This window comes from Alcaligenes sp. YSL9 (genome assembly GCF_030515105.1).
Classification (GTDB): domain Bacteria; phylum Pseudomonadota; class Gammaproteobacteria; order Burkholderiales; family Burkholderiaceae_B; genus Alcaligenes; species Alcaligenes phenolicus.
The window spans coordinates 762,141-776,393 of the sequence record NZ_JALXJU010000001.1 but is presented as its reverse complement, the minus strand read 5'-3'; the positions used below and the strand labels follow the sequence as shown (position 1 = coordinate 776,393).

Sequence of the window (14,253 nt, the reverse complement as noted above, 5' to 3'; positions counted from 1 at the left end):
GTAAAAAAATCGGCCCTTACAGGCCTTGAATGCCTAAAGTATAGAGCTTTGTCGCGGCAAGAGGCGCGGCCAAAGCCGGGACCTGAGAGTACAATTGGCGGCTTTATTCCATTCTTAAAGTGACCCACCCATGATCCGTAGCATGACCGCGTTTGGCAGCGCCAAGGCCGAGTCCGAAGCAGGCACCATCAATATCGAGATGCGCAGCGTCAACAACCGCTTTCTGGACCTGAATCTGCGTTTGCCCGAGGAACTGCGTTTTGCGGAGAATCTGCTGCGCGAGCTGGCCGCCCAGGGCGTACAGCGTGGCAAGCTGGAATTGCGGGTCAACTTTGCCCGTAGCGGCACGGATCAGCAACGCAGCCTGGATATGGAGGCGGTGGAACGCACAGCACAGATGCTGCAAGTGGCACGCGTGGCCATTCCCGATCTGCCTGCACCCGAGCTTCATACCTTGCTGAGCAATCAAAGCGGCAATAATTCGGGCATGGATCCCGAAATCTGGCTGCCCATGATCAGCCAGGCTTTCGAGGCGGCCTTGCAGGATTTTCAGGCGACCCGAGAGCGTGAAGGCCAGCGGCTGGCACAAGCCATGCTGGATATTCGCCAGGACATGAGCGTCATTGTGGACGAGGTCGAGCAGCACCTGCCCTCGATCCTGACGGAGCAGAAGAACAAGATTGCTACTCGCTTGCATGACGCCTTGTTGCAAGCCAGTCCGGACGGTTTCGCCCTGATTTCGGGCGAAGAACTGTCTGCCCGCGTCGCGCAGGAAGCGGCTGTTTTCTCCCTGCGCATTGATGTGGCTGAGGAAATCGCCCGCTTGCGTTCGCATTTGACCGAGCTGGAGCTGATTCTTAACGGTGATACCAGCGTGTCGTCCAACAAGAAAAGCACACGCCAAGGTAGCACTGGCAAGCGTTTGGACTTTCTGTTCCAGGAGATGAACCGTGAGGCCAATACCCTGGGTTCCAAGGCAGGCAGCATGGACATGACGCGCGCCTCTATCGACTTGAAGCTGTGTATTGAGCAACTGCGCGAACAGACCCAAAACATCGAGTAAACCAGCCAGTTCCTTATTTTCTGCCTGCCAGTATTTTTTTCAGCAGGTGCTGTCTGCTTAAACCGCGTGAAACCTCAGGTTTTATGCGGTTTTTTCAAGAAAACCGTCTTGCTCAGGCCAGGCGGTTTTTTTGTGAACTTTTTTGATCATCCTCAAACTCCCTAGGGCTATTTTTTCTGAAAGTGGTCTAGTGAAGCCAGGAATAAATACAGACGCTTTATAAGCTGCCTTAATATATAAAAATAAAATAGCGATTTTTAAAATAAAAAAATAAAACAAAAATAAGAAATGGTTTTTATAAATAATTAATCCGGTTTTAAAAGTTAAAAAAAGAATCACTGGTTTTAAATAAATTCATGCTTAATTATCTGTCTGCTAATTAGGTGGCTTGCCGGTTTTGTCCTGGGATTTTCTCGACAAGGCCAGGTAACACGTCATCTTTTTGACAGTTGTGTTTCTGGTTTTAAAACGGCGGTTTTTTCTGGCCGCTGTCTGAATGCTCTGCTCGGCCCCTTGGGTTTTCTCCGCTTTTTTCTGCCTCCGTCCTTCCCGTACAATAGCCGGCGCTGTGCTGCTCTTAGGCGGCTTATTAAAGGACAGAAAACACATGAATTTCATTTTTCGTGGAAATGAAATATTGGTCAGCAGCCAGGAAGGACAAGCCTTGATTCCTGCCAAACCCGCACTGGATTTAGCGCCGGCGCAATGGCATGCTCTTTTTCCAGGTGACGATTGTCAGGATTTTGCCTGCCACGTAGCGGCCGAGACCCCGGCTCCGGATGGCTTTACCTTCCGTCACTTGCGCGGCGTGCTGTCGCAGTTGGGAGATCAAGCCAGTATGGTGAATCGGGCTTTTCAAGTCTCGGAATGGGCGCGCAGCCATCGTTACTGTGGTGTGTGCGGTTCGGCCATGGAGCGAGTGAAGCATGAACTGTGCTTTCGCTGCACCTCTTGTGGTTTCTCGGCCTATCCCCGCATCTCCCCGGCCATGATGGTACTGATCCGCGACAAGGACCGTATCTTGTTGGCCAGTCACTCCACTTACGCGACGGCGCGCTACACGGCTCTGGCCGGGTTTGTGGAAGCCGGTGAAAACCTGGAAGAAGCCATTCACCGTGAGGTTATGGAGGAAGTGGGGCTGCGCGTGGACAATATTCAGTATTTCGGCAGTCAGTCCTGGCCTTTCCCACATTCTTTAATGGTGGCTTATACCGCCGAGTACGCCGGGGGTGATTTGCGCATTCAAGCTGACGAAATCAATGACGCGCGCTGGTTTGGCCCGGGTGACGCCCTGCCCGATCTGCCCCATACAGACTCCATTGCGGGCCGTTTGATTCGGGCCAATTTACCGGGCCAGGCCAAGACTTAAAGCGCGACTCAGGTCGCCAGATGGGCGGCGACATTGCGCAGCATACGGCCCAAATCCTCGCGCTCATTCGGATTGAGCACCGACAGAGCATCATCAATCATTTCTTTGGCGGCGGGCCAGACTTGCGCATAGCGCTCACGGCCCGTTTCGCTCAGGTACACACGCATATAGCGGCTGTCGTTTTCGTCCGTGCGGCGCTGCACCAATTCGCGTTCTTCCATTTGGTCAATCACCCGGCTCAAGACCGGCTGATGTACCACGATGGCCTTGGCAATTTCCCCGATGCTGCGCCCGTCCTTATCCCACAGGTACTGCAAGACCCGAAAGTGCACATAGGTCATATTGTGTTCACGCAGGGTGGTCGATCTTAGCGTTTGGTCCAACTTGTAGATAATGTTGGCCATCTGGAAGGCCAGATTGGTTTCTACGCTGCTGTCAGGGATGGAGACGGGAGTTTTGCTCATAATGCCTTGGGAGAGTCAATCCTGCGCTTGTCGCTCCATGAAATCGGAGCGACAAGCGGACCGTCAGTATACTAGCAGAGCTCTGCCTGGACGGTTCCCGTAGGCGTGTGACTGGCAGCGCGGAAAATCTGCGCGTAGCTCCAGGGATTGGCCATGGCAGAACGCACGACCTGAGTACGCACGGCATCGGGCAAGGCGCTGATCTCACCATATAGACAGGACCACTTCTGGCAGTGCTCTACAATCTCGCGCTCGTTGTTTTCCCAGGCTTCCAGGGCTTCGGGGATATCGCGGGCATCCTGCACCTTTTCCAGGAACGTGGCCAAAGCCAGGCCATTTTGCATGGCCATGCCCCCACCCTGCCCCAGGTTCGGCGGTTGAGCGTGGGCGGCGTCGCCCAAAATCGCGGTACGGCCACTGGACCAGGTTTTGCAGCGCGTCACACTGTAACGACCCCAACTGACCGGGCCATCTGCGCGTTCAATCAAGTGTGCCCAGTGTGGGAACAAGGCAGACCAGTATTCCTTGTCGATCTGGACATTGCTGGCACGCACATCGTCGTACGGGCACGTTAAGGCCAGATAGGTTTGGGTTTCGCTGACGGGCGTAATCAGCAAGCGATGCAGACCGTTCCAGTTCTCGATGTATTTTTGAGCGTCTTGCTCTGAGGTGTCGCCTGGCTTACGGGTGATCATGGTACGCAAGGCCCCTTCGCGGGTTTGCTCGTGCACCAGTTCCAGACCGAGAGATTGGCGGATACGGGACCAGATGCCATCAGCACCCACGACCAGATCGGCACGTAAACGCTCGCCCGAGGCCAGTTGAACTTCGCCGCGTGCGCTGGCGGCGATGACTTCCACATTCGTGCGTACCTTTACGCCGGCGCGTTTGCCCGCTTGCTCCAGGGATTTCAGCAGTTGCGAGCGCATCACGGTAATCAGACGGCGATCGGGCGGTGTGGGGCCGCAATCAATGACCTCGTTATTCAGATCACGCTGCTCAAAGTGGCTACCGTAGAAAGCGCCTTCAATCGCTTGTTCGTACGCTCCCAGGGCTTTGAGAACGCGCAGGCCGTTTTCCCAGATATAAATACCGGAGCCATTGGCGCGCAATTCAGACTGGCGCTCCAGCACAGTGACATCCCAGCCGCGTTGAGCCAAAGCGGCGGCGGTTGCCAAACCACCCAGGCCACCGCCTGCGATCAAGGCACTTAGTTTTTTATCGGACATGCTGGTTTCCTTAAACTTGCGCCCACAAAGGCAAAGAGTGATTGCTATCCAGAACACGTTCGCCAGCCAGAGTCACGTACCACTCGCTGAGCAGACCATCCGGGTCACGCAAGAAGAAAGCGCGCTTCCAGGGCAGGTTCACGTCGTGAACGGGGGTGATGTTCTGGGCTTTCAGGCGCTCCAGTGTTTGTTCCAGATCCTGGACGCCGGCCAGCTCGAAACTGCCATGCGAGAAGGAGGCCTCTTCATCACGTACCAGGATCAGGCTGTAATCATAATTGGCCAGACCAGCACGCAAGTAGACAACCTGCTCGTTTTCATAAACCACTTCCAGACCACCGACTTCGGTATAGAAGTGGCGCATGGCGTCCAGCTGAGCGGTACGCAGCACGGCATGGGTGACGCGGCGTGGTTGGACCGGAGCGTCGGCCACTGTTTCCAGAACTGGGTCGGAGTCGTAACGGCCTTCGGTAAAAGGCTCCTGGCCTTCGGGGTCCCAGCGGCTGGTCAGTAATTCCATAGGGCCACCCAGTACGCTGCGCCAGTCTTTAATGGTGTCGCAGTAGAACTCGTTGTAGTTGCCATCGGGGTCAAACATATAGACGCTATGGGCCACTTGGTGATCCACCGTCATGTCAATGTCGCGCCCCTGCTCTTTTGCGCGCTTCCAGCCTGCAACCAGTTCAGCTTCATTTTCCAGCTCCCAGGCCAGGTGATTCAGACCAGGCTTCAAGCCAATTGTGCCGGGCAGTTGCAGCAGACCGTCACGGCCATACCGGTTCACGCCTTTAGTCGTTTCCATCATGCCCAGATCATGGGGCGTGTGGCCGGTGCCCAAAAAGGTCGCCACCAGATCCGGTTCGGTAAATTCCACTTTCAGGCCGCAGACCTGGCTGTAAAAATCTTCACCGCGTTGCAGTTCGTCAACCCACAGGTTGACGTGGCCCAGACGGCGGGGCTCAAAGCACGGGGTTTGGATGGAGTGGGAAGTTGCTTGTGTCATAGTTTCTCCTCCTGGGTATGACGATTCATGGTCTGCAACACGGCTAGCGTCAATGCGCTGTCGCTCTGCTCCAGATCCATCAAGACGTTGAAATGATTACGGTTTGGCACGGCCATGCTTTGCACCACGCAGCCCGCCAGCTCGCATTGGCGGGCGTAGTGACGGCTTTGTTCTTGCATGACGGCAGGTTCCAGTGCCCCCCAGGTCACCAGCACCGGCGTTCCCCTTGCTGGTGGGTGCAAGGCCGGGCTATAGCGTTGGGCTTGTTCTTCGTTCAGCTGCAGCCAGTCATTCACGGCGGTCTGCAAGAGGGGATGCAAATCCATGACGCCGCTGATAATGCTGGCGCTGTGGATCAGACGCTGTTCACGTCGGGTATCGGCCGCCAGCAACATGCCGCTTAAATGGCCCCCTGCCGAGCTGCCACTAATATGAATACGCTGCGGGTCGCCATTAAATTGCGTCGCGTGCGCGTGGACCCACTGCAAGGCGCGTTCGCATTGCGCCACGATCTGCGGCAGGCGGTAAGCCGGAGCCAAGCCATAGTCCAGGCAAATCACCGTGGCACCGGCGGCATGCAGGCTTTGCGCCATCATGGCCGAGTCATCCTTGGACAACATGCGCCAGTAGCCCCCATGAATGAACAGGTAAACGGGGGCGCCAGCCTGGCTGGCGGCATAGATATCCAGTTTTTCTGTCGGGTCATCGCCATAGGCGTGGGTGCTGAAACAGGCTTCCAGGGCTGCACGGGCCCGTTCACTGGCCTGCTTGTAGGTGGCCATCTCAGCGTCAAAATCAGCCACCGAGGCCTGGAGCCGGTATTGCTCCAGGTCTGCTGGATCGAAAACAAGTTTGTTCATTGCTTATTCCGCTTGCGCCGAAGGCAAGCGATTCAATAGGAGGAAACCGATGAAAACCAGCACTTCCACCGCCAGGAAGCTGCCAAAGGCCCAGATGTAGGAACCAGTCAGGCTCAGCAAGAGGCCCAGCAGGGACGGCGCGACAAAGGTGGCAAACACACCGCCCATTTCGGCATAGCCAGCAGCACTAGGGCCCAGGTTCACGCCATAGCGCTCCCCCACATAGCTGAAAATGGCGCCACCATGAAAGACCCCTACGCCGCAAAGAATGGCCACGATCAGCAGGCCGCTGTAGGGCAATGCCTGCCAGGCAACCAGAACACAGGCGCTGGCCGCCAGAATGGTTAACCACATGCCCACACGCATTACCCCAACACGGGTGAAGCGATCGCTGACATAACCGCCCAGAATCAGGAAGAAGACTTGGGACAAGCCCATGATGGTGCCGAACAAGGGAGCCTGTTCGGGGGCCATTTTCTGCACATCAATCAGCGCTGGAATCAGCCAGGTCGCGGTTGCCGCAACCGAGAACAAAGCCCCAAAAATGGCCAGAATGCCTACCCAGATCCAGGGGCGTGCGGCAATGGAGCGCAACACACCGGCATCGGTTTTGATCTTGTCGTGTGGATCTTGATAAGGACCGGCGCGTACCACCAGCTGCGTGATTAAACAGGCACTTAAGGTCAGCCCGCCCAGGACCAGGAAGAAAGCACGCCAGCCATGGGCCATGGCGTAAGGCAAACCCAAGGCAAAGTCCAGGGTAATGGCCAGCGAATAGGCGGCCAGAATAATGCCCAGCACCAGACCCTGGCGGCGTGGCGCAAACCACTGCATGACGATTTTCATGGACCCGACCCAGACTGCAGAGTCAAAAAAGCCCACAACCAGACGCAGTAAAAATAGCTGCGTGAAATCCTGTGCTTGAGTCTGCAGCAGCATCAGCAAGCCGCTGCCACCCAAGCCAATCAGGTACAAACGGGCCGAGCTCATGGAGCGACCACGTGGTGCCCAGAACAACATGCCCAGTGCAAACGAGACACCGAAAGCACCCTGCACCAGCCCGGCTTGCGCGGGGCTCAGTGACAGGTCTGCCGAGACAATTTTGATAACAGCTGCAAAGCCGTAAAAGTCGGCCGCCAGGCACATTTCGCCCATCACGGCCATCAACAGCATGAGCAAGGCCACTGTGCCGCGTGGCTTGGCCTTGTCGAGCGGATTGCCCATAACCCCCTGTTCCACCATGTCATCCTCTCCTTTTGGATAAATGTTCAAGCTGAGTGTTTGTCAGGCACACTCTTCAATTGCTTTAAACATGAAGGATTATGGTGATTTGGCTTAATCTATGTCAATACATATGTATTGGTATATACCCTATGATGAGGCGGCTTACGAATGGCGTATCAGGGTTTTTCTCAAGCCTTTTTCAGGGGCAAGGCCAGGCAAATAGCGGCCAGTACAGCACAAACAACAGTCACGTCAGCCAGACTCCCCCACCAGGCCGACAAGGCCAAACCGATGCCTAGCAACAGGCTGTACATCAGGCCAAAGACAGCACCTGCCTTCCCTGCCACCGAGCGATAGTCCTGCAAGGCAGCCGACAAAAGATTGGGGATGGCGATGGCGTAGGCCAATGCCAGCAACATGGCCGGCAGCAGGAAAATCAGATGTGTTCCCGCCAACTCCAGGCCGGTAGCCGCCACGGCCAAAATCGAAATCCCCCGCCACACCAAATGCCGGGCACGGTGTCCTGCCGCCAGCCAGCGGCGATTCAGAAAAGCGCCCATAAAGGTTCCGGCAGCCAGTAAAAGGCCGGCCACCATCATGGGACGGTTATCGGAGCCCAGGCCTTCCAGCAGGAATGGTGCCCATTGGTAAAAGGAAAAAATCGTGACGTTGAACAGAGCCACCAGCATGGCGGACTGCCAAATTGCCGGGTCACGCAGCAAGCGGAACAGCACATTCACCATGCTGGCCTGGCTGTGTTGAAGCGGGCGGGTTTCAGGAAGCTGAAACAGGCAAGCGGCAAACAAGATCAAGGCCAACACGAACAGTCCCAGAAAGACGGGCATGAGGCTTGCGCTTGTTGTCAGAGCGACGCCCATTGCCAGACCTAACAAGGGGCTTAATGCCAGAGCGGCGCCTATGGTGCCAAAGATCCTGGCCAGATCTTCTGCCTGGTAGCGATCGCGCAACATGGTTTGTACACCGATCGAGCCGACCGCCGCTCCAAATGCACTGATCATGCGGGCAGCCAGCAAAACACCGAAGCTGGGGCTGAACACAGCTAGCAGGCAGCCCAGGCCATAAACCGTCAAACCGGCCAGAACAGCGGGCCGACGCCCGGCCTTGTCGCATAGCCAGCCCCAGAACAGCACGCCTGCGGCAAAGGCTATGAAGTAGACCGATAAGGTCTGCCCGGCGCGGCTGGCCGACACGGAGTAACTGTCGGCGATCAGGGGTAAAGCCGGGCTATAGGCGGTTTCCACCACCTGCGGAAACATGATCAAGGCGATCATCAAGAATAGGAAACGAGACATGCAAACCACACTGAATTGGGAAAAAAGAATCAGCGTAAGTCTGGCTGGATTTTTCTATTACAAGTATTCTGATAAAAAACCCATGAAATCGGACAATCATGCCTTTTTTAGATGCTAATGATCCTTTTCCGGATCTGACGGGACGTCATGCCCTGGGTATTGCGGCGCAACTGGCACAACACGACTCCGGTCTGCACCAACATCCTTGGGGGCAGATTTTGTACACCCGTAGTGGCTGCATCAGCGTAACGCTGGATCAGCAACTGTGCTTGCTGCCACCGGGGCGTTTGATCTGGATTCCAGCCTTGCTTCCACATCAGGCCCGCATGAGCGAACAGGTGGAGTACCGCTCTGTCTATCTGGACCCGGAGCATTACCCGGGCCTGCCCGAACAGGTGCAGATTCTGGCAGCGAATGATCTGTTGACAGCCGTGCTGGACCGCATAGCCAAGGCGGATCTGGATGAGGATTGGGACCGGCCTCCCGGCCTGCATATGATGCAACTTCTATTGAATGAGCTGCACCGTGCGCCGGATCAAGCCCTGTTTTTGCCCTTGCCGCAAGATACGCGCTTAAAGCGCATACCTATCGATACTTTGCCGCCCGCCTTGCATGTGCTGGCGGAATATCTGGGGGCAGGAGAAAAGACGATCAGCCGCTTGTTCAAGCGTGACACTGGCATGAGTTATCAGCAATGGCGACAGCAATGGCGGCTGCTCAAATCCATTGAGCAGTTGTCTACAGGTGATGCCGTGACCAAGATTGCGTTTGATCTTGGGTTTGCCAGCGACAGTGCTTTTATAGCTTTCTTCAAGGATCAGATGGGAGAGACGCCAGGCCACTACGCCAGACAGCCGGTTACATAAGGCAGGATAAACACTACTTTGGATACTGATTGTTTAGGCACTATGATCGGCCCTCTACGACTACAAAAAGAGAGAGGAGCACAATGACATTTTCATTTCGCCTGAGTCTGCTTGCGGCTAGTTGTTTGATGGCTGGCACCGCCATGGCTCAAGCCAGCTCGGGACTTGTAGATCAAGCCTTGAGCAAAGCGGATGCCCTTGAACAGCAAGTCATCGAATGGCGCCGCCATATTCACCAGAATCCGGAGTTGTCCTATCAGGAACACAATACAGCGGCCTATATCAAGGCTGCTCTGGAGACCATGCCCGGTTATGAAATTCAAACCGGCATTGCTCAAACCGGGATCAAGGCCGTTTTGAAAGGCGGCAAGCCGGGCCCGGTTGTCGCCTTGCGGGCAGATATGGATGCCCTGCCTGTGCTGGAACGGAATGATCTGCCTTTCAAGTCCACCGCCAAGGGGCAATGGCAAGGCAAAGAGGTGCCTGTATCCCATGCTTGCGGCCATGACACCCATGTCGCCATGTTGCTGGGAGCGGCAAAAGTCTTTTCCGATATGCGTGACCAGTTGCCGGGCACAGTGGTCCTGTTGTTCCAGCCTGCCGAGGAGCAAGGCCCTGGTACGCCGCTTAGCGGCGCCAACGCCATGATGAAAGAAGGAGTGCTGGACAAGCCCAAGGTGGATGTGATCATGGGTCAACATATTGGTCCGGCCTTCCCGGCAGGTAGCATTGGCTATCGTCAGGGCAGCATTATGGCCAGTGGTGATGTGTTTACCATTACGCTGGACGGTAAAGGCGGTCATGGCTCTTCTCCCTGGAGTGCTAGTTCCCCCGTAGTCGCTGCAGCGGAAACCGTAACAGCCTTGAATAACATCATCGCTCAGCGCACCAACCCTCTGGATGGGACGACTGTCGTCACTGTGGGGTCCTTGCAAAGCGGCAATCGCCCTAACGTGCTGCCTGAAAGTGCTCATATTTCCGGCACGGTCCGCTCCTTGTCCAAGATGAACCAGGCCACGGCCCATGATTTGATCAAGCTTTATGCGCAGAACATTGCCAATAGCCATGGTTTGAAATCCACGGTGAAAATCGATACAGGCTATGAAGTTCTGATCAGCGATCCTGCGGTGACTCAGCTTGTCAGCCCTGCCCTGAATCAGGCTACTGATGGTGTAGGTGCCAAGGAAGTGCCGCCAGGCATGGGTTCGGAAGACTTTGGGGCCTTCTCCAAGAACATTCCGCTGGTGTTCTGGCGCTTGAATGCCTCGCCTTATGCGGACAAGCCTGGCGCTCCCAACCATTCGCCCGAGTTCATGATTGACGAGAAAGCACTGCGTATCGGTACGCGTGCCTTGGTGGCCAGCTCGCTGACCTACATGATCGACAACAAGAAACCTTGATGGCTTTTGGGGCTTGAGATGGGCATGCCTTGCCCATCCTGCTCCGATACGTTGCCCAAAAAAACCGGCTCACTGTTGCAGTGGCCGGTTTTTTCTTGCTGGAGCATAGCGAAATCATTCTTGAAATCTGAACACGATTTCATTTTTTTTGATTGTTAATGAATTCTTTTTTGGAATAAATCCATTTTACGGGATTCTTATTTTAAATTAGGCAGTTAATCATTAAAAATAAAATTTATTTATTTTCCTGTTTTATTTTTTCTTGAAATTAAATTTTTTATAGAGGTGCTATTATCGGCAGACCTTTAACCATGAAAGGAAGAAGCATTATGACGCATCCATTTCGCTTAGGTTTGCTTGCTGTCAGTTGTTTCGTTTCAGGTCTTGCCATCGCTCAGCCCGCTACCCCCACTCTGATTGATCAGGCTTTGCAGAAAGCAGATTTGCTGGAGCCGCAGATCATCAGCTGGCGCCGCCATCTTCACCAGAATCCCGAGTTGTCCTTTCAGGAACACAACACGGCCGCCTACATCAAGGCAGCACTGGACACCATGCCTGGCTATGTCATTCAGACCGGAGTGGGTCAGACAGCAGGCATCAAGGCCGTATTGACGGGTGGACAGCCCGGTCCGGTCGTCGCCTTGCGGGCGGATATGGATGCCTTGCCAGTCGAAGAAATCAACGATCTACCCTTCAAGTCCACTGCCAGAGGGTCATGGCAAGGCCAGGATGTTCCCATTTCTCATGCCTGCGGTCACGATACTCACATGGCCATGCTATTGGGGGCTGCCCAGGTGTTGTCCGACATACGTGCCGATTTACCCGGCACGATTGTCCTGATCTTTCAACCCGCCGAGGAAGGCAATCCGACACCTGGAGGGCCCACAGGTGCGCGCGTCATGATGGATGCAGGTGTCATGGAGTCGCCCAAGGTGGATGTGATCATGGCCCAGCATATTGGCGCCGGTTTTCCCTCCAAGGAGATTGGCTACCGCGAAGGAGTCATGCTGGCTAGCGGCGATGGTTTCAATATCTCTTTGCAAGGTGAAGGGGGACATGGTTCCGCTCCTTGGAGAGCCACCTCGCCTTTGACGGCTGCAGCCGAAATTGTGGTTTCTTTAAATAACATCATTGCGCAGCGTACCAATCCGGGTACCGGTACAACCGTTGTTTCTGTAGGCAAGCTGCAAAGCGGCTTTAAAGGCAATGTCTTGCCAGATACCGCGGTTCTTGAAGGTACTATCCGCTCCTACTCGCCCAGCAACCAGCTTATCGCCAAGGATCTGGTCAAGCGCTATGCCGAGAACATTGCGGCCAACCACGATGTCAGCGCGACAGTGAAGATCAACAGCGGGTATCCCATTACCATCAGTGATCCTGCTACGACGGCGATGCTGTTACCTGCTTTCGAGCTAGCCGCTGACGGTGCCGGAGTACGCGAAACATCTCCAGCTATGGCGTCTGAGGATGTAGGTGTTTTTGCCAAAGACATCCCTCTGGTTTTTTGGCGTCTTAACGCTACGCCGTATGCCGATAAACCTGGAGCGGCAAATCATTCACCCGAATTCCTGATTGACGAGAATTCATTGAGAATTGGAACCCGTGCATTATTGGCAAGCTCTTTGACTTATATGATCCAGAACAATAACCCTTAATTTCTTTTTCATTTCCTGACTCAGAACAAATGCATATTAGTGACTTGTTCTGATGAATTAATTTTATTTCCTCAAAGGCCGATTCTCTTTCATGGTGATCGGCCTTTTTTTAAAGGGATGGAGATGACAAAATTTTCTGATACTTTCGAACGCAGCCAAGATTTAAACCAGGGGCAAGACAGTGGGGTTGAGTTGCTCAATCTGATCATGGCGTATTCCATTTCAACCTCGGTACGGGCTGCTGCCCAGTTAGGGCTGGCCGATCATCTGAGAAACGGGTCCAAGACGATTGACGAGCTGGCTCGCTTGACCCATACCCAAGGCATTCATTTACAGCGTATCTTGCGTGTCTTGTGTGCCAATCGAGTCTTTAGGGAACAGCCGATAGATACCTATCAGTTGGACGAACTGGGTAAGCAAATGCTGTCTGACTCCCCTACCCGGCTGAAAGATGCGGCCCTGATGCTGACGGACGCCGCATTTTTGCACTGCGCCGGAGATCTGGCCAAGGCGGCGGCCGGCACCCCCATTTTCCGCGAGCGCTTTGGACATGGTTTTTTTGAACACTGGGAGGACAAGGCCATTCATGATGTTTTCCATCAAGGTGTCGCCGGGCTGTCCATGGCCTCTAATCATCTGCTGATCGAACAGATCGATGTTCCAGAAGGCGCTACGGTGGTGGATGTGGGCGGTGGTATTGGTGGTTTACTGCTATTGATTCTGCAACAGAACCCCAGCGCCTATGGGATTTTGTTCGATCAGGCCCAGGTACTGGATAATTCGGTGCTTCCAAACTTGAATCAGCCTGAACGCTGGAAACTGGTCAGCGGCGATTTCTTTGAGAGCTGCCCAGCCGGCGATATTTATCTTCTGCAGATGATCATTCATGACTGGAGCGATGAGCAAGGCATCACCATCTTGCGTAACTGCAAACGCGGTATGTCTGAAAATGGTCGCATTCTGATTCTGGAAAGCGTCATCGAGCCGAATAATCAGCCAGATGGCGGTAAATTGCTGGATCTGATCACCATGTGTGTGCTGGAAGACAGCCGTGAACGAACCCTGGCGGAATTTGAAGCTTTATTTGAGCAGGCTGGTTTGCGCTTGATACGCCGTATCCCCACAGCGGGCTTGTGTTCCATTCTGGAAGTGGGACACAAATAGTTCCCGCGCCTGAAAGAAAACCGCGCCTACAAGGCGCGGTTTTCTTCGAGCATGCTTTTTAGCGGATTTCCAGCTTCTTGGCCCCTGCCCCACTCTTTTTCTTGGGCAGAATCAACTCCAGAACGCCGTTTTCACATTTTGCGCTCGCCTGGGCTTCATCAATGTCCTGAGCCAGGCTGAAACGACGTGTCTGCACCCCGTAATAGCGTTCACTGCGCAAGACCGTATCGCCGTCCTTTTCTTCCTGAGTCCGACGGCTTTCCACGCGGATAGAAACCACATTGCCTTCAACGCTGACATGCACGTCTTCCTTGTTGATACCTGGCACTTCCGCGCTGACTTGATAGGCCTCTTCGCTCTCGCTGACATCCAGACGAATGGCGGGCGGTGTATTTCCGGCCAGGGAGCCGACAACAGGAACGCGTCGGAAGATGTCTTCAATATCTCGCCACGTGTCCAGGCCCGCCAGATCACCAAAGGGATTAAAACGTGTCAAATTATTTGCCATGCTTGATCTCCATTTTTCCTTTGCTGAGCCCTGCTGCAATGGAAGGCGTGGGCTCGGTCGCCTACGTAAGAGGAGATGAGGCTAGTTCCCGATATTTCAAGTGCTTAGCTAAAAAAAACCGCCTTGCTCCCTAAA

General features: G+C 54.4%; 13 protein-coding genes. 6 read left to right on the top strand and 7 right to left on the bottom strand.

The genetic code is table 11. The features are described from left to right. The first annotated feature begins 130 nt into the window (after positions 1-130). Positions 131-1,063, top strand: coding sequence for a YicC/YloC family endoribonuclease (locus tag M2Q46_RS03610; protein ID WP_060185055.1), 933 nt, complete (start codon positions 131-133; stop codon positions 1,061-1,063). A gap of 607 nt (positions 1,064-1,670) precedes the next feature. Next, the gene (nudC, locus tag M2Q46_RS03605) at positions 1,671-2,432 is read left to right on the top strand and encodes an NAD(+) diphosphatase (RefSeq protein WP_009453902.1); all 762 of its coding nucleotides are present in this window, start codon (positions 1,671-1,673) and stop codon (positions 2,430-2,432) included. Positions 2,433-2,440: 8 nt separating this feature from the next. Here nudC and M2Q46_RS03600 read toward each other — a convergent pair whose 3' ends face one another. The 6 genes from M2Q46_RS03600 to M2Q46_RS03575 form a co-directional block, all read right to left on the bottom strand. Next, positions 2,441-2,896, bottom strand: coding sequence for a MarR family winged helix-turn-helix transcriptional regulator (locus M2Q46_RS03600; RefSeq protein WP_009453901.1), 456 nt, complete (start codon positions 2,894-2,896; stop codon positions 2,441-2,443). 71 nt (positions 2,897-2,967) lie between these two features. After that, the gene (locus tag M2Q46_RS03595; RefSeq protein ID WP_060185053.1) at positions 2,968-4,125 is read right to left on the bottom strand and encodes an NAD(P)/FAD-dependent oxidoreductase; all 1,158 of its coding nucleotides are present in this window, start codon (positions 4,123-4,125) and stop codon (positions 2,968-2,970) included. A gap of 10 nt (positions 4,126-4,135) precedes the next feature. Next, positions 4,136-5,128: a VOC family protein gene (locus M2Q46_RS03590; RefSeq protein ID WP_302356809.1), complete on the bottom strand. Its 993-nt coding sequence runs from the start codon at positions 5,126-5,128 to the stop codon at positions 4,136-4,138. Continuing rightward, a complete protein-coding gene (locus M2Q46_RS03585; protein WP_302356808.1) occupies positions 5,125-5,988 on the bottom strand; it encodes an alpha/beta hydrolase in 864 nt (287 codons plus the stop codon). Before M2Q46_RS03585 ends, M2Q46_RS03590 begins: the two co-directional genes overlap by 4 nt. A gap of 3 nt (positions 5,989-5,991) precedes the next feature. Next, positions 5,992-7,230 carry a nitrate/nitrite transporter gene (locus M2Q46_RS03580; RefSeq protein WP_035273719.1) on the bottom strand — a complete coding sequence of 413 codons (1,239 nt, stop codon included), beginning with the start codon at positions 7,228-7,230 and terminating at the stop codon, positions 5,992-5,994. 170 nt (positions 7,231-7,400) lie between these two features. Next, the gene (locus tag M2Q46_RS03575) at positions 7,401-8,525 is read right to left on the bottom strand and encodes an MFS transporter (protein WP_302356807.1); all 1,125 of its coding nucleotides are present in this window, start codon (positions 8,523-8,525) and stop codon (positions 7,401-7,403) included. Positions 8,526-8,623: 98 nt separating this feature from the next. On the opposite strand from M2Q46_RS03575, the gene M2Q46_RS03570 reads away from it, so the two are divergent. The 4 genes from M2Q46_RS03570 to M2Q46_RS03555 all read left to right on the top strand — a co-directional run bounded on the left by M2Q46_RS03570 (position 8,624) and on the right by M2Q46_RS03555 (position 13,610). Further along, positions 8,624-9,391, top strand: a complete 768-nt coding sequence (locus M2Q46_RS03570) for a helix-turn-helix transcriptional regulator (RefSeq protein ID WP_035273725.1) — start codon at positions 8,624-8,626, stop codon at positions 9,389-9,391. A gap of 83 nt (positions 9,392-9,474) precedes the next feature. Then, positions 9,475-10,791, top strand: coding sequence for a M20 family metallopeptidase (locus M2Q46_RS03565; RefSeq protein WP_035273728.1), 1,317 nt, complete (start codon positions 9,475-9,477; stop codon positions 10,789-10,791). 329 nt (positions 10,792-11,120) lie between these two features. Further along, entirely contained in the window at positions 11,121-12,446 is a 1,326-nt protein-coding gene (locus M2Q46_RS03560; protein ID WP_302356806.1) for a M20 family metallopeptidase, read from the top strand. A 123-nt stretch (positions 12,447-12,569) separates the two neighbouring features. Further along, a complete protein-coding gene (locus M2Q46_RS03555; RefSeq protein WP_302356805.1) occupies positions 12,570-13,610 on the top strand; it encodes a methyltransferase in 1,041 nt (346 codons plus the stop codon). Between the two features lie 58 nt (positions 13,611-13,668). Here M2Q46_RS03555 and M2Q46_RS03550 read toward each other — a convergent pair whose 3' ends face one another. Continuing rightward, complete coding sequence (locus tag M2Q46_RS03550) at positions 13,669-14,118, bottom strand: Hsp20/alpha crystallin family protein (protein ID WP_035273170.1); 450 nt, start codon at positions 14,116-14,118, stop codon at positions 13,669-13,671. Positions 14,119-14,253: the final 135 nt, after the last annotated feature.